The 21,888-nt window shown below is 44.0% G+C and carries 18 protein-coding genes; 10 read left to right on the forward strand and 8 right to left on the reverse strand.

The genetic code is table 11. The features are described 5' to 3' along the window. Positions 1-1,057: 1,057 nt before the first annotated feature. A complete protein-coding gene (gene rplY, locus ELZ11_RS13760; RefSeq protein WP_137357995.1) occupies positions 1,058-1,336 on the reverse strand; it encodes a 50S ribosomal protein L25 in 279 nt (92 codons plus the stop codon). A gap of 383 nt (positions 1,337-1,719) precedes the next feature. Here rplY and ELZ11_RS13765 point away from each other — a divergent pair, with 383 nt between their 5' ends. Next, positions 1,720-2,451, forward strand: coding sequence for a glycosyltransferase family 2 protein (locus tag ELZ11_RS13765; RefSeq protein WP_137357996.1), 732 nt, complete (start codon positions 1,720-1,722; stop codon positions 2,449-2,451). Between the two features lie 11 nt (positions 2,452-2,462). Continuing rightward, on the forward strand, positions 2,463-3,758 hold the full coding sequence (locus ELZ11_RS13770) for an LssY C-terminal domain-containing protein (RefSeq protein WP_137357997.1): 1,296 nt from the start codon (positions 2,463-2,465) through the stop codon (positions 3,756-3,758). 41 nt (positions 3,759-3,799) lie between these two features. On the opposite strand, the gene ELZ11_RS13775 is transcribed toward ELZ11_RS13770, so the two are convergent. The 4 genes from ELZ11_RS13775 to radD all read right to left on the reverse strand — a co-directional run bounded on the left by ELZ11_RS13775 (position 3,800) and on the right by radD (position 8,151). Further along, complete coding sequence (locus ELZ11_RS13775) at positions 3,800-5,158, reverse strand: ATP-binding protein (protein WP_137357998.1); 1,359 nt, start codon at positions 5,156-5,158, stop codon at positions 3,800-3,802. Between the two features lie 62 nt (positions 5,159-5,220). After that, positions 5,221-5,880, reverse strand: coding sequence for a response regulator transcription factor (locus ELZ11_RS13780; protein WP_137357999.1), 660 nt, complete (start codon positions 5,878-5,880; stop codon positions 5,221-5,223). Between the two features lie 62 nt (positions 5,881-5,942). Further along, a complete protein-coding gene (locus tag ELZ11_RS13785; protein ID WP_137358000.1) occupies positions 5,943-6,335 on the reverse strand; it encodes a PepSY domain-containing protein in 393 nt (130 codons plus the stop codon). A 73-nt stretch (positions 6,336-6,408) separates the two neighbouring features. Continuing rightward, on the reverse strand, positions 6,409-8,151 hold the full coding sequence (gene radD, locus ELZ11_RS13790) for a DNA repair helicase RadD (RefSeq protein ID WP_137358001.1): 1,743 nt from the start codon (positions 8,149-8,151) through the stop codon (positions 6,409-6,411). Between the two features lie 109 nt (positions 8,152-8,260). Between radD and rsuA the strand changes: the two genes are divergently transcribed. The 3 genes from rsuA (at position 8,261) to ELZ11_RS13805 (ending at position 10,954) form a co-directional block, all read left to right on the forward strand. Next, positions 8,261-8,956: a 16S rRNA pseudouridine(516) synthase RsuA gene (gene rsuA / locus ELZ11_RS13795; protein ID WP_137358002.1), complete on the forward strand. Its 696-nt coding sequence runs from the start codon at positions 8,261-8,263 to the stop codon at positions 8,954-8,956. A 130-nt stretch (positions 8,957-9,086) separates the two neighbouring features. Then, complete coding sequence (locus ELZ11_RS13800) at positions 9,087-10,292, forward strand: Bcr/CflA family multidrug efflux MFS transporter (RefSeq protein ID WP_137358003.1); 1,206 nt, start codon at positions 9,087-9,089, stop codon at positions 10,290-10,292. After that, the gene (locus ELZ11_RS13805; RefSeq protein WP_137358004.1) at positions 10,292-10,954 is read left to right on the forward strand and encodes a DUF2913 family protein; all 663 of its coding nucleotides are present in this window, start codon (positions 10,292-10,294) and stop codon (positions 10,952-10,954) included. Before ELZ11_RS13800 ends, ELZ11_RS13805 begins: the two co-directional genes overlap by 1 nt. 39 nt (positions 10,955-10,993) lie before the next feature. On the opposite strand, the gene ELZ11_RS13810 is transcribed toward ELZ11_RS13805, so the two are convergent. After that, positions 10,994-12,439 carry a DUF2867 domain-containing protein gene (locus ELZ11_RS13810; protein ID WP_137358005.1) on the reverse strand — a complete coding sequence of 482 codons (1,446 nt, stop codon included), beginning with the start codon at positions 12,437-12,439 and terminating at the stop codon, positions 10,994-10,996. 99 nt (positions 12,440-12,538) lie between these two features. Here ELZ11_RS13810 and ELZ11_RS13815 point away from each other — a divergent pair, with 99 nt between their 5' ends. The 5 genes from ELZ11_RS13815 to nhaA all read left to right on the forward strand — a co-directional run bounded on the left by ELZ11_RS13815 (position 12,539) and on the right by nhaA (position 19,680). Continuing rightward, the gene (locus ELZ11_RS13815; protein ID WP_137358006.1) at positions 12,539-13,912 is read left to right on the forward strand and encodes an MATE family efflux transporter; all 1,374 of its coding nucleotides are present in this window, start codon (positions 12,539-12,541) and stop codon (positions 13,910-13,912) included. A 123-nt stretch (positions 13,913-14,035) separates the two neighbouring features. Further along, positions 14,036-14,707, forward strand: a complete 672-nt coding sequence (locus ELZ11_RS13820; protein ID WP_137358007.1) for an ABC transporter ATP-binding protein — start codon at positions 14,036-14,038, stop codon at positions 14,705-14,707. Next, positions 14,688-17,141: an ABC transporter permease gene (locus tag ELZ11_RS13825; protein ID WP_167494692.1), complete on the forward strand. Its 2,454-nt coding sequence runs from the start codon at positions 14,688-14,690 to the stop codon at positions 17,139-17,141. Before ELZ11_RS13820 ends, ELZ11_RS13825 begins: the two co-directional genes overlap by 20 nt. Further along, positions 17,142-18,263, forward strand: a complete 1,122-nt coding sequence (locus ELZ11_RS13830; protein WP_137358009.1) for a lipocalin-like domain-containing protein — start codon at positions 17,142-17,144, stop codon at positions 18,261-18,263. Between the two features lie 268 nt (positions 18,264-18,531). Further along, complete coding sequence (nhaA, locus tag ELZ11_RS13835; protein ID WP_137358010.1) at positions 18,532-19,680, forward strand: Na+/H+ antiporter NhaA; 1,149 nt, start codon at positions 18,532-18,534, stop codon at positions 19,678-19,680. Between the two features lie 74 nt (positions 19,681-19,754). Here the strand turns inward: nhaA and ELZ11_RS13840 are convergent, their stop codons facing one another. Next, positions 19,755-20,342 (reverse strand): OmpA family protein, encoded by a 588-nt coding sequence (locus tag ELZ11_RS13840; RefSeq protein WP_244291668.1) that lies wholly within the window; start codon positions 20,340-20,342, stop codon positions 19,755-19,757. Positions 20,343-20,368: 26 nt separating this feature from the next. Beyond that, positions 20,369-21,679, reverse strand: a complete 1,311-nt coding sequence (locus ELZ11_RS13845) for a TolC family outer membrane protein (protein WP_137358012.1) — start codon at positions 21,677-21,679, stop codon at positions 20,369-20,371. Between the last annotated feature and the right edge of the window lie 209 nt (positions 21,680-21,888).

Here is a 21,888-nt window from a genome sequence, read left to right on the forward strand (position 1 = left end):
GGAAACAGCAGCGTCGTCCTTTGATGATTTGACTCGGTTCAATAACTCTTGAGTCCTTCTACCTAAAGCAAACTTAGCGAGTTCTTTATGGGGATAGTGCAATTTTCAGGTGATTCAATAATGCCTTGCTTGAGACGTAAACTCATTCTAGGATGAGTGGGATGGAAAGATAAATCTCGGACTTTCTCTGAGCTCTCTTTGTAGAGAGGGTTTCCTCCCGTGATGCTCGTAAGTTTGCGTGACATAGGTAACCCTAGTCCGGTGCCTATTTGATGCTGTGAAGATTATTTGGATAAGTTTAAAATTGGCGACAGCTATAGAAGTGTCCCAATACTGCTTGCTGATTCATTCGGTTTTTGAGGTAGCTTCCCTTCTTCTAGCTGGTTTACGATACTTTACCTAATTCACGTTCTACTAATTTTGCAAAAGCTATAACTCATTTTTGTCCAGAAACGACTTAGCCTCTCAGTTCAACATAAAAGGCAAGCAGCGGTGATTAATCGTATTCATGGCTGCCGTCTTCTTCGGCTTGATCCGAATCCCTTCTGTTGTAACTAGCTCCGGCAATTCTTCAGCATGTGCGGTATGAGCATCTAATCGTTCAAGTATACCTGTTCTGTAAAGAGCTTCTTATCCATTCATATAGCCTCATTTGTTAGCGATTTACTGGAAAGTATAACTTTGATGGGATAACTACTTGGAAGTTAGAGAGACTCTAGAGGGAATTTTCAGATGTGTTCTTGAGTCAAAGAATAGAGGAGGGAGGTAATAATTTATGTAGTGACGAAAATAGGTCTAAGATATTGAGAGGGAAATTAATGTATAAGTCCACCCTTAATCCACCCAGATAAAGTAGGGTAAAGTTTTTTTTGGGGAGGAAAGTTGATTGGTTTCAGTATATTGCGTGAGATTTTGGACGTTTTTGAGAGCTAAAAAACGGTGAAACCCCGATGTTGGTAGCATCGGGGTTTCGAATTTCTAGACTTCTCGATTGGTAAGGTCGATCATCTTTTTATGCAAAAGGTTGGATTTATCCAACTAGTTCCTTGGTAGGGAATTAGATGCGGATGAAGTCCATGTGCTCAACTTTTGGCTTGAACGCGTGACGTTGAACGTCTTGCGGCTTAACCTTAACTTCTGCGCCGTCGATCACTAGAGTGATTGCTTCGTAGAATTCAGGCTTATCCATCTGGTTGATCACGTCACCGTGAACAAGTTCGATAGATACTGGTGCTGCTTCACCACCGTAAACAACTGCTGGGAATTTGCCAGCGTGACGTAGGCGGCGGCTCGCACCTTTACCTAGTTCAGTACGTACTACTGCTTCGAATTTCATAGTTTTACTCTCAAATTAGTAAAAGTTTAATTTCACACGACAATGCGACCTTGTCAGTGTGCTAATGCTCAGACATAAACAAGTTCATGTTCAAGCGAGCGCGGATACTAACATCCTCTTATGTTTCGAGCAATAGTCACCTGCAGTTTTCACTCAATTATCAGGCTGATGAGTACTGTTTGATTGGATCTTATTCAATTGTCTCACCCATTGCCAGAATTCCTTGTCTATGGGCGCCTTCCGCCAGCGTTTACTATCAATTACTTCTTTGAATACTTAACGGATTGATATTGTGAATTGAAAATGAACGGTTGGCTAAGTAATGGTTAATAACACCTGGTTTATCTTTGTATTCAAGCTAATCAGATAACTAAGGTGAAGTCATGGAACCAGTCAGCATTGTCATTATTACATTGAATGAAGAGAAACGCGTTGGGCGTTTAATGGACGATTTAAGCAAGCAAACTCATCGTGAGTTTGAAGTCATTGTTGTCGACTCAAATAGCGACGATAACACTTGTGAAGTGGTACAAGCGTATCAAAGCTCGTTCCCGGAACTCACCGTTCATAAGATGGAAACTCGCGGTGTGAGTCTAGGCCGCAACACTGGAGCGAGTTTAGCAAAATACGAAAGAATCTTGTTCTTAGATGCAGATGTGCAACTAGCACCCAATTTCCTTGCCAATGCGTTGGGGCAATTGAAAGACAAAAGGCTAGAAGTTGCTGGTGTGTACATGGGGGCAAAAGATTTACCTTTGGCACACAAGCTAGGATACGGACTGTTCAATATTGGACTGTTTACCACTCAATTTGTGTTCCCAACTGCTGTCGGCGCTTGCATCTTTTCAACTAAAAGAGTGCACAAAGAAATAGCAGGTTTTGATGAAAGCATTACCCTATGTGAAGACTGTGATTATGTGAACCGTGCGAGCAAAACGTGGCGATTCCGATTCCTAAATCTAACCTTCGGTTTTGACCCTAGAAGGTTGGACCAAGACGGGATATTCAAAATGGGTTTCACCTACCTTAAAGCAAACGTTCGACGAGTGTTTTTTGGTGAAATGCGTAACAACGAAATGGAATATAAATTTGGTCATTATAACGAGCAACGATAGTAGGTAAGGGAATGTTTGAAGGAATAGGGTTGTTCTGGGGAGCGTTGCTGGATGCGTTAATCGGGCCTAATTTATTCGTACCAGGCGAGCCTTTCTTTATTGCGGCAGGATACCAACTACACAATGGGGTGTGGTTGGGAGTGGCTGCGGTATTGCTAGGCGGGTTATTGGGCGACCAACTAAGCTATCTGATCGGGTATAAAGTTGGCGCCAAAGCTCAAAGAAAATTGATGCACTATCAGCCGAAATCAAGAAGGGCGATAGCTCGTTGTCGATACTTAATGGCCAAAAAGGGCAATTACGTTATTGCGTTTGCACGTCTGTTAGGGCCTGTAGCTTGGGTTGTTCCGTTTATCGCGGGTACGAACAAAACACCTTGGGCTCGATTTAGTGTGCTTGCAAGTGTTGGGCTGATTATTGGCGGTAGTCAGTTTATCTTCTGGGGCTATTTATTGGCATATGGCGTTGAGCAAATTCCGTTGCTAAATGAAGCCCGTATTTTTGTTATTGAACATCAGTACACGCTGATCAGCTTATTGGTCACAATCGTATTCGCTTATGTGGGCTACAAGCAAAAATGGCGTTTACTGGCTGTTAAAGTCGCATCACTGTTTTTAGCGTTTCAATTGTGGACAAATTACGGACACTTCTTCTGGCTATCTGACGACTTCAAAAGCGGCGAATCGGTTGCAGCAGTAACGCCTAAAAAGCCAAGTATGCCTAATGAAAGCTACAAAGCGTATGCAGGGAAGTCCGCATTCTTTGACGCTCAAGCGATGAATGTAATGTATGTAGGTGACACCCCTTTAAACATGATGAAAAATCTTGGTTGGATAGAGAACCAAACATTTTCCAGAAATGAGATTGAGCTGAAAGATTATTTAAACTTGCTTAAAGATAAGACTCCGCCAGTCTCTGATTTATTTTGGCAGGAGCGCCCGCAAGACATGGCGTTTCAATTGCCGGGTAGCCTGATGAAGCGCAGTCATATTCGATGGTGGAAGTCTTCTTTAGTCCATGAATCTGGCCAGCCAGTGTGGATGGGGGCGATCAGTTATGACAATGGATTAAAAATCACCCCGTATTCCGGCATTATTACGGTACTTCACAGTATTAACCCTGATGTCGATGAAGAGCGCGATAGGCTGGCTAAGAATATCGAACAAACGTTTCCCGAACTATCTGTGACTATGGAGCCTTTAACCTTACCGGTGGCGCTAGACTCAGCTCATGATTATTACAGCGATGGTCGTGTGTTAGTCATTAACTCAGAAATCGACTTCTCACAAGAATTAGTCAATTTGTAAAAAATGGCAGCTCAATGAGCTGCCATTTTTGATTAGGGAGGTTACTGCTGAGAGACGTTCAGTGTAAGTGTTGCTTTTAAGCCTCCCATCGAGCTCTTCGATAAAGTCAGCCCGCCGCGATAGCTGTGGGCCATTTCACTCACAATATTCAGTCCTAATCCTGTGCCTGGAGTGGTTTCGTCTAAACGGACTCCACGCTTCGTTACCTGAGACAGCTTTTCTTCTGGGATACCCGGCCCATCGTCTTCAATCGTGAGCGCGACATTCCCATTTTCAACAGACTCAGCATGAACACGAATAATGCTGCCTGCCCATTTGTATCCGTTTTCTAATAAGTTACCCACCATTTCATCAAGGTCGGTTTGGTCGACAGCGACTTCTAGTTCTGAATCTAATTCGTTAATCAGAGTGATGTCATTGTGGGCATATACCTTGTCGAATGCCATCGATATTGCGTCTACTCGTTCACTTGGTGATGATTTTACCGAGAGAATATTCATCGAACCAGCCATACGTGCGCGGCCAAGATGATAATCAATTTGGCTTTGAATTTGATTGATTGGTTGCCTGAATTTGTCCGCATCTTGTAGTGGCAAAGCTTCGACTTCATTCTTAAGAACAGATAGCGGTGTTTTTAAAGCATGGGAAAGATTACCCGCGTGGTTTCTGGCACGTTCCAGCAGCTCCTGATAGTGGAACAACAACGCGTTTAGGTCGGATACTAACGGAGACACTTCTTTTGGATAATTATCGCCCAGTGATTGTTGTTCACCTTTACGAAGTAAGGCTAACTCACGTTGCATCCGGTTCAGAGGTAGTAATGACCAACTGACCTGAATTCCAATTAGTAGCAGAACACCGGCAAACAATAGGGAAAGAATCAGCCATATTTGGCCTGTAATTTGGTTGAGTGTGGACTCTAGTGGGTCTTCATCCAAACCAATAGTAATCGTAACCGGATTTTTTAAATCAGGTAGATACACCGATTGGCTAATGTAAATGAGCTTTTCGTTTTTGGCTCCGTAGATTTGAACTTTCAGCGGTTTTTTTTTCACCGTTAAGTTCTTGTCCCATAGCGAACGAGAGCGAAGCGTTTGCTCGCTAGTCATTGCGGTCCAATAAAGCCCACTATAAGGTTGATAAAACCTTGGATCAGACAAGCGACCCAGCATGACCAGCTCACCATTCTTATCAGTTTCGATATTGGCGGTTAACTCGTCCATGGCCAAGCTAAGTTGTTGTTTTACATCGTCAACCAAATAGTCGTGTACCAGTTTCGGTATTCCAAGCCCTGCGGCCAATATCATTGCACCAAGCCAAAAAGCCGCAGCGAGAAGCAAGCGGCTTTTAAGACTGATGTTCTTTAGATTCTTCTTAGAGAGGTGTACGTTTTTGGGCACAATAAACTCGCCTGTTAATCATCAATAAAAGAACAATACATTGAGAAAAGTACGCTGGGTACTTACTCCGAATTAAGTTGGTAACCTAAACCACGAACGGTTTTAATCACTTTCGGCGCGATTTTCTTACGGATACGACCAATGAAAACTTCTACTGTATTCGAGTCGCGATCAAAGTCTTGCTTATATATGTGTTCAACTAGCTCAGTTCGCGAGATGACCTTGTCGGAATTATGCATAAAGTACGCGACAACTTTGTATTCCAGCGCGGTTAGGCTGACAGCTTGGCCTTGCCACAAGACTTTCGAGCTACGAGTATCTAGGCTTAAGTCACCGATTTGTAGAATAGGAGAAGCGTTGCCCGATGCGCGTCTTAGTTGGGCACGGATGCGAGCAATTAATTCCACCATTTCAAATGGTTTAGTTAGGTAATCATCGGCCCCTGCATTTAAGCCTTCTACGCGTTGAGTCAAGGTATCACGAGCGCTGAGAATAACGACTGGAGTATTAATGTTTTCGTCTCGGATCCCTTTTAAAACGGTCAGCCCATCAAGTTTAGGTAAGCCTAAATCCAGTACGATAGCATCCCATTCTTCAGATGTTGCGCGATATAGTGCATCGATACCATCTTGTGAGAGTTCAGGTACCCAGCCAGCAGATTCAAGTGTTTCGATAATTTGTTCGCCAAGACGAGGGTCGTCTTCCACTACAAGTATTTTCATTTCATTACCACTGATAATTTTTGCTACTGATTATTATAGATTCTTAATTTTTTAGTTTGGCGTTACTTTTTAATCACGTCGTGAAGGTTACGGCCTTTAATCTCGATCATTTCGAGCGTGGTAGCGTTATATTCCACTTTGATGACGTTGTTATCGTGTACAAGCTTAAGCTCGTAAATCCACTCATCATCGTCTTCTTCGAGTTCGACTTTGATCACTCGGCCATTTAGTTGAGCTTCAATAGCGGCATACAATTCAGAAAATGGTTGGATTAACCCATCTTGAACCGCATCGAAGACTTCATCTTGGTCTTCATCAAATTCAATTCTAGTTCCTTCCCTGTGAACATCTTGTATAAGGTCGTGACCATTCGGATGATCGTCTGCGAGTGCAATATTGGGTAAAACAAGAGCACACAGTAAGGTGAGTTTAGTTATGAAAGCTTTACTTAACATAGCTGTTCCTAGATTCGATAGATATCGGACAGTATAAATGAGTGAATATGAATAGAAAGTGAACCCAATCGCCTTAACGATCTTGAAGCTCATCTTCAAAAATTTTGTCTCTCATTTTCCAAAAACGTCCAGATTTACGTGCAATGACAAACTGAGGGGGGCGGAACCTGTGTTGATTAGCAACAACTTTGGTTGGCGACGCTTCTTCAAACGGTCTGTGTCTGTCTGCTAAATGTGGCCTAACAAACTGATCTTTAAAGGTTTGCTTTTGTTTCTTTGTTGTTAAAGACCAAAACTCATGCACTTGCGCTTGATTCTCGCCGCGATAAGTTACTTTCAATTGTGATTTACCTTTGTCATCTTTAAGTACATTCAAATCCATTTCTAAGCACTCGAAGACTAATGCGTCTTTAAGATTCAGCGCTTCTTTGAGCTTTTTATCTGGGTCGACAAGCGTTGCATCGCACTCGTGACAAATGCGTGCTGCAATATCGTTATCTGCACCGCATTCGTTGCAATACTTGGCTCGAAAGCGATACCCGCAATGTTCGCGCTCACCTGTATCTTCATCGGTAAAATAGCCTTGGCATCGACGACCGAAGTGTTCCAATAAAAATCCGTTACTGTCTAGCTTTCCCCAAAAATTGTTATTAAAGCCGCACGCGGGGCAGGGGATGGTAATGATTTCGCTGTCCGAATCTGGTTTCGGATCACCGACTTCAGGTTGGTACAAGTCGTAGCTATTGCCCGCGTAATCAAGCACCAAGCACTCCGTTTTCCCTTCAGACAATCGTAAACCGCGCCCGACAATTTGCTGATATAAGCTAATGGATTCTGTTGGGCGTAAAATGGCTATCAAGTCTACGTGAGGTGCATCAAATCCGGTGGTCAAAACGGATACGTTGACTAAAAATTTGATTTTGCGTTGCTTGAAGTCGTTGATGATTTGGTCGCGCTCTAAAGTTGGCGTGTCACCAATAACAATTGACGCCTCTCCTGCTGGCAACAAACCAAGTATCTCTTGGGCGTGGCGAACGGTAGCTGCGAAGACCATAATACCTTGTTTATCTTGGGCTAAGTGGACAATCTGGTCGACAATTTGAGGGGTGGCGCGCTTCGATTGCTCGATCACCATATCGAGCTCTGCCTCTTTGTAACGACCTGTGTTTGCAGGCTTCAACTTCGAAAAGTCGTAGCTTAAGACTGGGGCGTCGATCATTCTTGCTGGTGTAAGGAAGCCTTCGTCGAGTAGGTAGCGAATCGGAAGCTCGAAGATACAATCGCGAAAGAATCTCGGTTCTTCTGAACGTACTTGTCCGCGAGTGTGGTATTGATAGATCCAGCCCATGCCTAATCGGTATGGGGTAGCCGTTAGCCCAAGTACTTTGATACCAGGGTTTATTTCTCGTAAATGGGAAATGACTTTCTGGTAGCTGCTGTTCTTTTCGTCTGGTACCCGGTGGCATTCATCAATGACAAGCAATGAAAACTGGTTGGCAAACAAATCCAAATTACGCACGACAGATTGCACAGAAGCGAATACGACTTGTTGGTCGGTTTCTTTACGTCCTAATCCGGCCGAAAAAATTGAGCCTTTTAAATCGTAGCCTTCATACTTGGCGTGGTTTTGCTCGACCAGTTCTTTTACATGAGCAAGCACCAGTACGCGCCCTTTTGCAAGTCGCGCGAGTTCGGCGATGACTAAGCTTTTTCCGGCTCCCGTCGGCAGTACCAATACGGCGGGTGTTTGGTGCTTTCTGAAGTAGTGAATAACGGACTTTACAGAGTCTGCTTGGTAAGGACGAAGTGAGTACATACAGTATCTTGTGTCATTGAAGGAGAAGCACGCAATAAATAGTGTGAAATAGCTCAACTAATTGTGCAAAGGTGACTATAATACCTGACTTAAATCAGATGAGGTATTCATGCGTTTAGATAAATTTTTGTGTGATGCACTTGGTGCAACACGTAAAGAAGCCACTCAAATATTAAAAACTAAAACGGTTACGGTTAACGACGTAATGGTGAAAAGCGGAGCAACGAAAATCACAGAAGATTGCGTTGTTGAATGGCAGGGAAATGAACTACGTGTTCAAGGGCCTCGTTATATCATGTTATACAAACCGGAAGGCTTTGTGTGTTCGCATGAAGATAGCTCAAACCAAACCGCATTTGATTTGCTAGACGAAATCAAGATGGACAAACTGCACTTTGCTGGTCGTCTTGATGTGGACACGACGGGCTTAGTTTTAATTACAGACGATGGCCAATGGTCACACCGTATTACTTCGCCAAAGCACAAGTGTCAAAAGACTTACCGCGTTTGGTTGGTTGAACCTGTTGAAGATGACTATGTCGAGAAATTCAAAGAAGGGATCCAGCTGAAGAGCGAAACTGGCCTAACGTTGCCTGCTCACTTAGAAGTACGTGCTGAAAAAGAAGTACTGCTGACCATTCACGAAGGTAAATACCACCAAGTGAAGCGCATGTTTGCGGCGCTAGGTAACAAAGTAGAAGCGTTACACCGTGAAAAGATTGGTGACATCGAAATGGATGAATCTTTGGAGCTCGGTGAATATCGTTATCTAACGCAAGAAGAAATCGATTCTATCTGGAAGTAATCACTTCCAACTCTGTATAGCCGACCAAGGATAGCGTCGGCTGAATTCTTTGACTGGTACTAGGAAAGTCTCAGCCATTGTTTCTGTTTGTTGCTTTTATCAGGCAGCAACATGACTAGTTCGGAGAATTATGAACACCACTACGACTCAACGTGTTGAAGCCCCCCAGTTGGGGTTATTGCTATTTTTGATATTGGGTGCCATTGGTGCTCTAACACCTTTAGCCATCGATATGTATTTACCTGCGATGCCAACGATCGCCAAAGATCTTGGTGTGACCGCAGGTGAAGTTCAAATTACGCTTACCGCTTATACCATGGGCTTTGCTTTAGGCCAGTTGCTGCATGGCCCGCTGGCCGATAGTTTTGGTCGTAGGCCCGTCTTGTTAATAGGTGTGTTTCTGTTTTCGGTAGCGGCAGTGGTAAGTGCTACGACCGACGGCATTCAAGCGTTAACTTACGTGCGTACCGCGCAGGGCTTTGCAGGTGCAGCGGCAGCCGTGGTTATTCAAGCTTTAGTGCGCGATATGTTCGATCGTGAAGATTTCGCTCGCACCATGTCGTTTGTGACCTTGGTGATGACAGTCGCGCCACTAGTAGCGCCGATGATTGGTGGTTATTTAGCGCTATGGTTTGGTTGGCGTTCGATCTTTTGGGTGTTGGCTATTTTTGGGGTACTCGTGATCGCAGCGGTTCTATGGAAAATCCCAGAAACGCTACCAGTTGAAAACCGACAACCATTAAGATTAAGAACCACATTACGAAACTATTTAAGACTATGTAAGAACCCCGTCGTAATGGGTTTGATATTCTCCGGGGCGTTTTCGTTTGCGGGCATGTTTGCATTTTTAACCGCAGGCGCATTTGTTTACATCGATATTTACGGTGTTAGGCCGGATCTATTTGGCTACCTATTTGGTTTGAACATCGTAGCCATGATCATCATGACCAGTATTAATGGTAGGTTGGTTAAGAAAGTTGGCTCGCACACTATGCTTAGGTTTGGACTAGCGGTTCAGCTATTAGCCGGCGTGGGGCTGTTCTTCGGTTGGTTGGCGGATGTTGGACTATGGGGAATCGTACCATTTGTGATGCTGTTTATCGGAACACTCTCCACAATTGGCAGTAACTCTATGGGTTTATTATTAAGTGGCTATCCGAACATGGCTGGCACTGCATCATCACTGGCTGGAACCCTAAGGTTTGGTACTGGTTCAGTGGTCGGGCTTATTGTTGCTATGTTACCAAGTGATACAGCGTGGCCTATGATTGTTGTTATGACGATATGCTCAGTGCTATCGGCATTATTATATTGGACATTAGGAAAGAAGGCATAATGTCAAACTACTACATTGAAATTCAGAAGCTGGTTAACACGGCTTTAGAAGAAATTACTGCATTGCACAAAACGAGAAAAGTGGTGGATGCGCCAGTTAGTAACAACCATTACTTAGTTCGTTGGGTAACAAAAGCGCTGAAATCTCAAGCGTACGACCGCAGTGTGGTCGCGGATTTGACTCGCTGGCAAAAGCAGGGGCGATCTAAAGGCAACAAAGCCGATTTGATGTTTACCTTCAAGCGTATTTCAGCCTTTTACGGAAAGTTCTTCCCACAAGGCGAAACGCCAAGAGAGCTAAAAGACAGCGATGTAGAAGCTTTCATGGAAGTGATGTACCAGAAAGGCTGGAGCGTATCGAGCGAAGACGAGCTAACCACTGGCGGAAAAATTCAATTTTTCACAGATGGTGACCATTCGTTTGCGTTATGCGCTAAGCAATGTGATGACTCATTCGAAGGTGAATTGATGACTCAGCCGATGAACTGGTTTGTGCGCGGAAATCACGCCGAGTTTGTCGAAGCTGCAATGGAAGCGGGTTTTATGCTTCATAAAGTAACGGATTACAAATCGGCGGTGAAGTATCACGGTGAGTACATTGTGTATCCGAGTAACCAAGGTAATCAGCTCGCTGAGATCCCGATTAGTTTTATCGCTGATTAGTCGCTTTTCGAAAAAACGGTCAGTAGTGAGTATCCCATTTTACTCATGGCTGTCCGTTTTTTTATTCGCTGCTTCTTTGGTGATGGCTTTCACCATCCCCTTAAATATAAAGAGGTGAGCTGGCATCATGGCGAACCAATACAGCAATCCAAGAAATCCTTTTGGGTGCCACCAAGCGGTGACATTTAGTTCTCTAGTGTCGCCATGATCGGTTATCGTAAATTCCAGTCGGCCTAATCCCGGCCCTTTCATCCCAAACAATAGCGAGAGAAAGTTTGGTTTCTCGCAGCGAATGACTTTCCAAGAATCAATAAAATCACCAACAGCCAATTCATTGCCTTGCGGACGACGTCTGGTTGGAAAGCCGCCTCCAAAGAATAGGTCGAGCCATTCTCTCGTACGCCACAACGCATTAGCAAAGAAATATCCTTTTTGTGGGCTACCAATTTGTTGGACTACTTGCCAAAGCTGTTCGGCTGAAGCGTGACTTGTGATACTCGCCCCTGTTTTTTTCGGATAATAGCCGAAACCGGCTTGCCAGCGTTTGAACGCGGCTTTATCAAATCCCCAGATGTTACTTTTTACGAAGTTCCCTTCTGTTTCGATGGTTGAGCGAACCATTTGTTCGTAACTGACTAACGGCTGTGGGTAACGTTTTTGGATGAGCTGCGATTGAGCAACGAAGTCGTGTTGCAAGCCAGCGAGTAAAGCACGCCCAATACTGGATGGTACGGATGTGACCACGCCTAACCAATATGATGCCATCTTAGGCGTTAATAGTGATGTTGCCCATAATCGAAGCGGGCGGTTGGCGATGGTGGCGATAAATTCAAATTGTTGGCGATAACTTATAATTTCTGGGCCGCCAACTTCGTAGATGCGATTTTCGTCGGGCGTTTCTTTTGCGATCGATATGAGGTAGTGGTTTAAGTTTTCTAGCGCAATTGGGTTGGCTTTGGAATCTACCCATTTCGGCGCAATCATAATGGGTAGGTTATAAACGAAATCTCTCATGATTTCGAAGGCAGCAGAGCCGGGACCAATGATGACACCTGCACGCAGCTCGGTGATTGGAACAGGGCTAGAACGTAGAATATCGCCTGTTTTTCGCCTTGCTTCTAAATGTTCAGAGTAGCCAGTTTGAGGCTGAAGCGAGCTGAGGTAAATAACGTGTTGATTCTTTGGAGTGAGAGCTGAGACAAAGTTGGTCGCGAGGCTGATTTCGTAATCGATAAAATCATGTCCATGCGCCATCCCGTGTACCAAGAAAAAGATCAAATCAAAATCGGGCAGTAATGCTTTTGTGGCTTCAGCATCTGCTAAATCTAAATAGGTTAACTGCAAATTTGGATGAGTGGACGTACGTGCTTTTAGGTAGTCGATATGGCGAGCGGCAGCGGTTACTTGGTAACCTTGCTCGAGTAATAATGGGAGTAGCTGGGAACCCACATAGCCAGATGCACCTAAAACCAATACTTTTTTCATTGATATGCCATTCCTGTATATGGTTAAAAATCAACCCCTGATATAATAGCGCGTAATTTTTCTTTATCCATCAATGTCTTCCAGTAAGGTGACGTGCCAGTGCTACTTTCAAATGTTTTGCACCATACCCGCGGTGATTTCCTTCGCCGTTTGATAGCCATAGCTTTGCCAATCACGCTACAGAGCATCATGTTCTCTAGTCGTGGGCTAGTTGATGTCTTGATGCTAGGGCAGTTGGGCGAAGCTGATATCGCTGCGGTGGGCGTCGCGAGCCGGGCTATGTTTGTGACGACCATAATGTTAGTTGGTGTGACAACAGGAGGTGCGTTACTGACTGCTCAATTCTGGGGGGCCGGTGATAAGCAGGGGGTAAGGGAAAGCACAGCATTAACCTGGTTAGTATCTATGTTCTTTGCGGCACTCACAGTAGTGGTGTTCGTTTCGTTCCCAAGCCAGATCATGTCTTTGACGACAGATTCGACGCTAGTTATCGAGCTAGGTGTGGAATACATAGTGATCACTTCACTTAGTATGTTCGCGGTAGCATGCGTGAGTAGTATGGCCGTTGGTTTACGCGCTATGCACAAGCCCGGACTCAGTACATTCTTTAGTGGTATCGGGATTCTCTCTAACGTGTTTTTGAATTGGGTATTAATTTTTGGTCACTTTGGATTTCCGGCGATGGGAATCAAAGGTGCGGCAATAGCAACGGTGTTGAGTGGTGCGATTGAGATCTTGACGCTCTTTGGCTACTTGTATGTCAAACAACACTTGTTGGCTTTCCGCTTTGCTGACATTACCGCTGCTGCTTCAATCGCGAAGATTTCTCGCTTTCTTAAATTGTCCATGCCAACAACTTTTAACTTTCTTGCTTGGGCTGGTGGTTTGTTCGCGTATCACGCCATCATGGGCCAGTCGGGTGTACAGGGGCTAGCGGCATTATCAGTGATGACGCCTGTTGAATCGATTTCATTAAGCTTACTCATTGGGATGTCGACAGCGGCGGCGGTACTTGTTGGGAATCAGCTCGGTGCCAAGGAAAATGAAGCGGTGTACTATCAAGCGATCGGGATAAGTATTGTTTGTTTTCTAGTGGGAATTGTAGTCGCAATCGCACTTTATTTTGTTCAAACTCCAATCTTAAATGCGTTCAGCGCCTTAACCAGTGAGACGCGAGAGTTAGCGGAAAAGTTCATTCTCGTTCTTAGTGTTGGAATCGTTCTTCGTTCCATTCCAATGACAGTCATTGTTGGCGTTTTAAGGGCGGGCGGTGACGTAAAATTCTGCCTCTATCAAGACTTAATTGCTCAATGGGTTATTGGCATTCCATTGGCAGCATTCGCTGCGATTTATTTAGGCTTGGAACCCGAGTGGATTTATCTACTGTTTTTAACAGAAGAAGCAGTGAAATGGGGTGGGTCAATTTATAGAATGAAGAGTAAAAAGTGGATCAATAACTTGATCGAAAGTTAGACATCAAACGTAGAAAGGGTGCAACTTTATGCGCATGCTGTGATCTATCTTTCAAAATGCTTCCTACTAACAGTGAATTAGTGTAGATTCTCATTCCAAATTCTAACTTTCGTGAGCTGTTTAATGTTAAAGCTGTCCGACCTATGTAAAGGCTATGTTGATGGGGGAGAATTCCACCCTGTTTTACAAGGAGCAGAACTAACATTAAATCAAGGTGATCAGTTAGCGTTAATGGGAGAAAGCGGTTCCGGAAAAAGCACATTGCTTAACCTGATTGCAGGTTTGGACCTTGCAGACTCAGGGGAAATCTCTTTCCCTAACTTCGAAATGCACAATTCTCCTGAGCTCAAGCGTACTGCTTATCGTCGCAATAATATCGGTCATATCTTCCAGCAGTTTAATTTGCTGCCGACGTTGAATATCGCCGACAACATCCGCTTTTGTAGACAACTGAAAGGTTTACCTGAAGACAAAGGCTTATGGCGCCAAATTCTATCTGCATTAGATCTTATGCCTTTATTAGGTCGTTACCCTGAAGAAGTGTCTGGTGGACAACAGCAACGTGCTGCGATTGCTCGCGCTCTTTATATGGAGCCTAAAGTTCTATTAGCCGATGAGCCTACTGGTAGTCTAGATGAGCGTAATGCAGAAGCAGTGATGCGTCTATTAACGTCATTGGCTCGCGAATTAGAATGTACGTTACTTCTAGTGACGCACAGTGAGAAAGTTGCTTTGCATATGGATGGCAGAATTCGACTACAAGGAGGGCAACTGCATGTTATGGCCCGTAGTTAAAGCGCTACTTGGTCACTACCGTCGTTACCCGCTACAAATTATCCTCGTTTGGCTTGGATTAACCCTTGGTGTTTCTCTGTTGGTTGGCGTAACTGCTATTAACCAGCATGCGAAACAAAGTTATACCAATGGTGAACGATTATTTTCGAATCCGCTTCCTTATCGTATTCGTCCTAAGCATAACGCTAATAAAATTCCGCAAGGTTTCTATATTCAGCTTAGGCGTGAAGGCTTTCAGCAGTGCGCTCCTTTTGATAATCACCGTGTAAACACTGATGAAGGCGATAGCCTAATGTTGGTGGGGCTTGATCCGGTTGCAATGCTACAACTTCAGCCTGGTGTCGCTTTAAAAGAGCTGACAACACTAGGTTTAATGCGCCCCCCATACCCGATACTCGTCAGCCAAGATCTTTCCCAACATATGGGATGGAGCAGTGGCGACTATATTCCGCTTGAAGACGGCTCCCAATTGGGGCCGATTGTTGTTGATGAGCGAGGCTTGATCAATGGCACGCGCTTAATGGCCGATATTTCTCTTCTTCGAATGTTAAAACGCAGTTCTGGTTTGTCAGTGATTGCCTGTGGCGACATGCCTCCAGAGAAATTCCAACGCTTAAAAAATATGCTTCCTAACGGAATGAGCATTTCGCGTAGTTCGAAAACAGAGTTGGAGTCGTTAACTAATGCATTCCACATGAATTTGAGCGCGATGGGCATGCTGTCGTTCGTAGTCGGTTTATTTATTTTCTATCAAGCAATGTCTTTGTCGTTTATTCAACGCCAGCCGTTGGTAGGTATCTTGCGACAAACGGGTGTGTCTGGTTGGCAGTTAACTAAAGCTCTGTGTTTTGAATTATTCCTACTGGTGATCATCAGTTGGTTATGCGGCAATGTTTTTGGTTTAGCTTTAGCCAATCAGTTATTGCCAGCAGTGTCGTCGAGTTTAGGCGATCTCTACGACGCCGATGTTGGTTTAACAATTGAGTGGAGCTGGAAGTGGAGTGGTTATAGCTTAGTCATGACATTAGCTGGTGCATTCTTAGCTTGTGCGTGGCCGTTGATTCGCTTACTAAAATCACAGCCGATTCGGTTATCTTCTCGTCTATCTCTTGTTCGATTTGCAGGTACTGAGTTCACGTGGCAAGCGCTGATCGGTTGTGCATTTTGCGTGGCGGCAGTGGCCGTTTATCAAGCACCGCAAACGCAAGAATCTGGTTTTGCCATCATCGCTTTAATGCTCGTGAGTGTGGCTCTGTTTACACCATTCGTGATGTGGAAGCTATTTAACAGCTTATCCTATTCGCTTAAATGGGTGCGCGCTCGTTGGTTCTTTGCTGATGCAGCTGCAAGTATGAGTTACCGCGGCGTTGCAACCATGGCATTTATGTTGGCATTAAGTGCCAACATTGGCGTGGAAACTATGGTCGGAAGCTTTAGGGATACTACGGATAAGTGGCTCACCCAAAGGCTTGCGGCCGATTTGTATATTTACCCAACCAACAATGCAGCTGCCCGAATGAGCAATTGGCTTTCAGAGCAGCCTGAAGTTGATTCGGTTTGGTGGCGCTGGGAAAAAGATATCGCGACGCCAAAGGGCAATATTCAAGTGGTCAGCACGGGGGCCTCTGAAGGTGAGTTAGATGCGCTTACCATTAAGCTTGGTATTCCAAATTATTGGTATCACTTACACCATTCAAAAGGCGTGATGATCAGCGAATCTATGTCCTTGAAGCTGGATTTACGCCCGGGTGATTACATCGATCTTTACGATAACTTAGGCTCTGGTTGGCAAGTCGTTGGTGTTTATTACGATTACGGTAATCCTTATCATCAAGTCATGATGTCTCACCGCAATTGGCTCTTTGGTTTTGCCGGTACGGGTAATGTTGGGCTTGGTGTGCTGCTGGAAGACAATGTAAATCCTCAAGGCTTAAGACAAAGGTTAGAAACCGTCTTTAGGTTAAATTCTGAACGTATTTTTGATAACAATAATATTCATAGCCAAGCGATGCGTGTGTTTGACCGTACGTTTGCGATAGCAGATACGTTAGGCAACATTACATTAGTGATTGCAGTGTTTGGTATTTTCTTCGCGACAGTCGCAGGCGAGGTCTCACGGCAGCGTCATATCTCCCTGCTGCGATGTTTGGGAATGTCCGGAAAAGAGTTGATATTGATTGGTAGCCTGCAGCTTTTTGTTTTTGGACTTATCTCATCATTAATTGCTATACCTTTAGGCTTAGCGCTAGCAAGCCTTATTGTAGATATCGTGATTAAGCAGTCATTCGGCTGGTCGTTAGGCTTACAAGTGATCCCTTGGGATTATTTGGTCACCTTCAGTTGGGCTATGGCGGCATTAATGTTGGCAGGTGCGCTACCAGTGCTAAGAATGATTCGAAACACACCAATGAAATCGTTAAGGGATGCTCTGTAAATGTCTAAGCGTTCACTGCTTCGAGTGGTTTCCTCATTATTTGCAATCGGCATTTTTGTCGCCTTAATTGCTACCGGAGTGTATTTTTCATTTTTGAAAGATGTCGGTGGTAAGGGCGTCAATGAAGTTAATGCCATTTTGGTGAGCGAGAATAAGAAGGTATTTGAACCTGTCCTGCCGGACCGCAATATCTCTTTACCTAATGATTTCCAATTCCACCCTGATTTTCAGCACGAGTGGTGGCATTACTTTGCTTCTGTAGAAAGTGAATCTGGCGAAAAGTACTTCATCCAATGGAGCTTTTTCCGTATCGCAACAGATGAAAGAGAAACCACTGGTTGGCAAAGCCCGCAATTGTATATTGCTAATGTTGTCATTACCTCCAAATCTAGAGTGTGGAAAGAGCAGCGTTTGGCTCGCGGTGGAATCGGCCAAGCGGGCATGAGTAATCGCCCATTTAGAATTTGGATTGATAACTGGAATTGGCGCTCTCTGAGCAGCACACCTTTCCCAGGGCAACTTAAAGCGAATACCGATACTTTCGGTTTAGCGCTTAATACAACGGCTAAAGGGCCTTACGTGCTTAATGGCGACAAAGGCTACCAGCAAAAACATGATTTATTGCCTGTGGCATCTTACAACTTTAGTGCGCCTTTCCTAGCGGTATCTGGGGTATTGAAGTTAGACGGTCGAACGATTCGAGTGAAAGGTAATGCTTGGCTTCACAAAGAGTGGGGAAGCGGGCTGTTAGGTGAGGGGCAACAAGGCTGGGATTGGTTTGTCTTTAATCTAGACGATGGTAAATCGTTGAGTATCAACCGCTACCGGCATAATCAGCAGTTACCTTATGTCTTCGGTACATTGGCAACTCGTTCTGGAAAAGTCATTCAGTTAACTGAAGATGATATAGAAATTACTCCATTGCAAAATTCGACCTTGATGAATGGTAGAAGATTGCCGTTACAGTGGATTATTAATGTCAAAGAGCACGATATTAACCTGACAACACGTATCGTTCGCCGAGATATGTGGTTACCATTTGTAATTCCTTACTGGGAAGGACCCATAACAGCAAGCGGAAGCCATGAAGCCAAAGGTTTTATGCAGCTCACCGGATACTAATGATATACAAGGCCTCAATTTGAGGCCTTTTTTTTATCTGTAGGTTTTATCTTTTTAAAACATATGCATACTAGATTTAACGATGTCTTCTATAATTAGAAAAGAACCCAGTTGACTAATGGAATATACGTCGTATTGTTTAGTATTTGTAGGAAAAACCGAAGTTAAACCTCCAAAGAAGTGATTACTGCTTAGTTTTGGTTAGCTATACACTCAGGGCTATTCTTTGTTGTTCGTTTATTTAAATAATAAATATAAGGGCGAAATCATGAACGATGTCATTCGTGACTTCTTTAAAATGGAATCTGCAGGCGGGATTATTCTTGTAATCGCAGCTGCGATTGCTATGACTGTTGCAAACTCTCCGCTAAACGGAATTTATCAGGATACTCTACATACCTACGTAGCAGGTATGTCTATCTCTCATTGGATCAACGACGGTCTAATGGTTATCTTCTTCTTGCTTATCGGCTTAGAAGTGAAACGCGAACTTTTGGAAGGTGCGCTCAAATCTAAAGAAACCGCTATCTTCCCAGCGATTGCCGCTGTTGGTGGTATGTTAGCGCCAGCATTGGTTTACGTGTTCTTCAACATGGACAACCCTGAAGCAATTCAAGGCTGGGCAATTCCAGCTGCGACAGATATTGCATTCGCATTAGGTATCATGGCGTTACTAGGCCCTCGTGTTCCGGTTAGTTTGAAAGTGTTCTTACTTGCACTAGCGATCATCGATGATTTAGGTGTTGTGGTTATTATTGCGCTGTTCTACTCAGGCGATCTATCTACGATGGCACTTACCGTTGGCTTTATCATGACAGGTGTCCTGTTTATGTTGAATGCCAAGAAAGTAACCAAACTTAGCGTTTATATCATCGCAGGTGTGATTCTTTGGTTTGCGGTTCTTAAGTCTGGCGTACACGCAACGTTAGCTGGTGTAGTACTAGGTTTTGCAATCCCGCTGAAAGGTAACAAAGGTGAGCATTCACCGCTGAAGCACTTAGAGCACGCATTGCACCCTTATGTAGCATTCGCAATACTACCTATCTTCGCATTTGCTAACGCGGGTATCTCTCTTGAAGGTATCTCTTTATCAAGCCTGACAGACATGCTACCGCTAGGTATTGCATTAGGCCTGTTGATTGGTAAGCCATTAGGTATCTTTAGCTTTAGCTGGGCTGCGGTTAAGTTAGGTGTGGCTAAGCTGCCAGAAGGGGTGAACTTCATCCATATCTTTGCAGTGTCGGTGTTGTGTGGTATCGGCTTTACGATGTCTATCTTCATTTCATCGCTAGCGTTTGGTTCTGCCAATGTAGAATTCGATACATTCGCTCGCTTAGGTATCTTAATGGGATCAACAACTGCAGCGATCATCGGTTACGCATTACTGCATTTCTCATTACCGAAGAAAACAAGCTAGATCTTAACGAAGTAAATAGAACAAAGCCCCTGCAGTTATCTGCATGGGCTTTTTAGTTTTGTTAAACGTTAATATCATTTCTCTAATGTAGTGAAAATAGTCCACTCTTCTAATACCTCTTCATTTAAGCCAACAACTGTCGCGGTGACTTTTCTGTTGACGGCATGAGCAATATCATCGTCGCCCTGATCTTCTAATCGGCTTTCCCCATACCCAACGATACGGACTCGGTTGGAAGATATATCATAAGATAAGAGTCTGTCTTCAACGGCGTGAGCTCGTTTTTTAGAGAGTTCTAAGTTGTATTCTGGTGCGCCGACTTTACTGGCATAGCCCTGAATCTCTATTGACGCAGAATTGTAGGTTTTCAAGAACTCGGACATGGTCTGAATTTGATCAGCAAAGATAGGGTTAATTTCATAGGAGTCATGTGCGAAAAGGACTTTAAGTTGCTTCACTTCTTCGGAACGTAATAACTCTCCGCAGCCATCATTATCTACTTGCGAGCTAGATGGGGTTCCGGGGCAAATGTCTCTAGCATTGACGACGCCGTCATTATCGTCATCCGTGAGGTCGGAGATTTGGTCTGCGACGGGTGTTTCAATATAAGCTACTTCATCGTAACCCAAAGCTGAGCCGCTGATAAGTAACGTGAGAATCATTGATTGTGCGATAAAGTATTTCATGTTCAGTACTCCACTCTTTCAGTCCACTCTTCTGGAATGTCGACCAGTAGGGCATCAAGTAAACTACCTGTGGCATTGAGCACTCTATATTTCGCGTATTGCTCAGAGTAGTGAGCATCCAAATAGTCTTTCCTCGCCTCAAAGAGCTCATTTTCAGTATTGAGTAAATCCAGTAATGTCCGTTGACCAATGCGATATTGTTTTTCATAAGCAATAACGGTTTCGGCTGCAGAATCTACATGGTCGGCTAAGAAGTTCTTTTGTTGTAGCGTGAGATCTAATGCACTCCATGAAAGGCGAAGCCCTTCTTCAACTTGACGGTAGGCTCTGTCTCGTAAGTCTTTTGCTTTGTTCAATTGGTAAGCCGCACTTTCACTACGAGCACTATCAGAACCACCGTTGTATAGGTTGTAGCGCATACGTAGCATAGCTAACGTTTCTTGACTCGAACCTTCGTCGCCAGCGGCGTCATCTCGCCAGGTTTGAGAAGCTTCGATGGAGATAGTTGGGTAGTTAACACCTTTAGATTGTTTATATTGATAATGTGCTGAATCCACATCAGCAGCAGAGATTTTAATGACTGGGTGATTATCAAATGCAAATACGACGGCGTCGGTCAAAGATAAAGGTAGTTTCGATATATCGGCTCTCGGATAGACTAAACCAAGAGGTTCTTGCCCAACAATACGGCGGAACTGAGTGTGGGTATCGACCAAGTTATTTTGAGCGGCCAGTAAATTACCATGCGCTTTTGCGATACGAGCTTCCACTTGCGACAAATCGGCTGTAGACCCTAATCCAGACTCTGCTCTACGTTGGATGTCTTTAAATATGCGTTTATGGACTGACAAGTTACTTTCAGATAGGGCAAGCACTTCGGATGCTTTGACCGCATCTAGATAGATTTGAGTGACTTCTAGTGCCTTATCTTCTGCATCTGCTAATAGTTGTAATCGTACCGATTCAGCATTTGCTGCAGCCCGATCAATGTCGTTGAATGTTGCAGATCCATCCCAAAGTAATTGGGTGAGCGTAACACTGGCTTCCTTTCTCGTAAGATCCGTATCATCCCCGTTTGCCGGTACAGGGCGAATGCCTTCGTAACCTATGCCCGCATCTAGATCTATGCTTGGGCGATAGGCGCCGCTTGCTGCTTCACTTTGTTTTTTGGTACTTACGAATTCATTAAAAATACTTTTGATTTGTGGGTTAGTCGCCAGAGTAATAGCCACTGACTGCTCAAGAGTTTGAGCCGACAATGAACTAGCACACGAAACTAAGTACCCAATCAACGTTAGTTTTATCAATTTCAAAGTAGTACTCCTTCCACTTACTACGCATCGATATGTTGCCAGCCTCACACTTATTGATAGGTTACATAAGTAAACTTTCACTAATCGAAGCTTAGTTTAAAAAAATAAAATTGAGAACCATATCAAATGTTTTTTATATAAATTGGTGTTTTATTTGACAAAATGACATTCACATTGATTTTTATTTTGCTAATGAGTTGATTGTCAGT

It is taken from the genome of Vibrio profundi (genome assembly GCF_005281835.1).
Lineage (GTDB): Bacteria > Pseudomonadota > Gammaproteobacteria > Enterobacterales > Vibrionaceae > Vibrio > Vibrio profundi.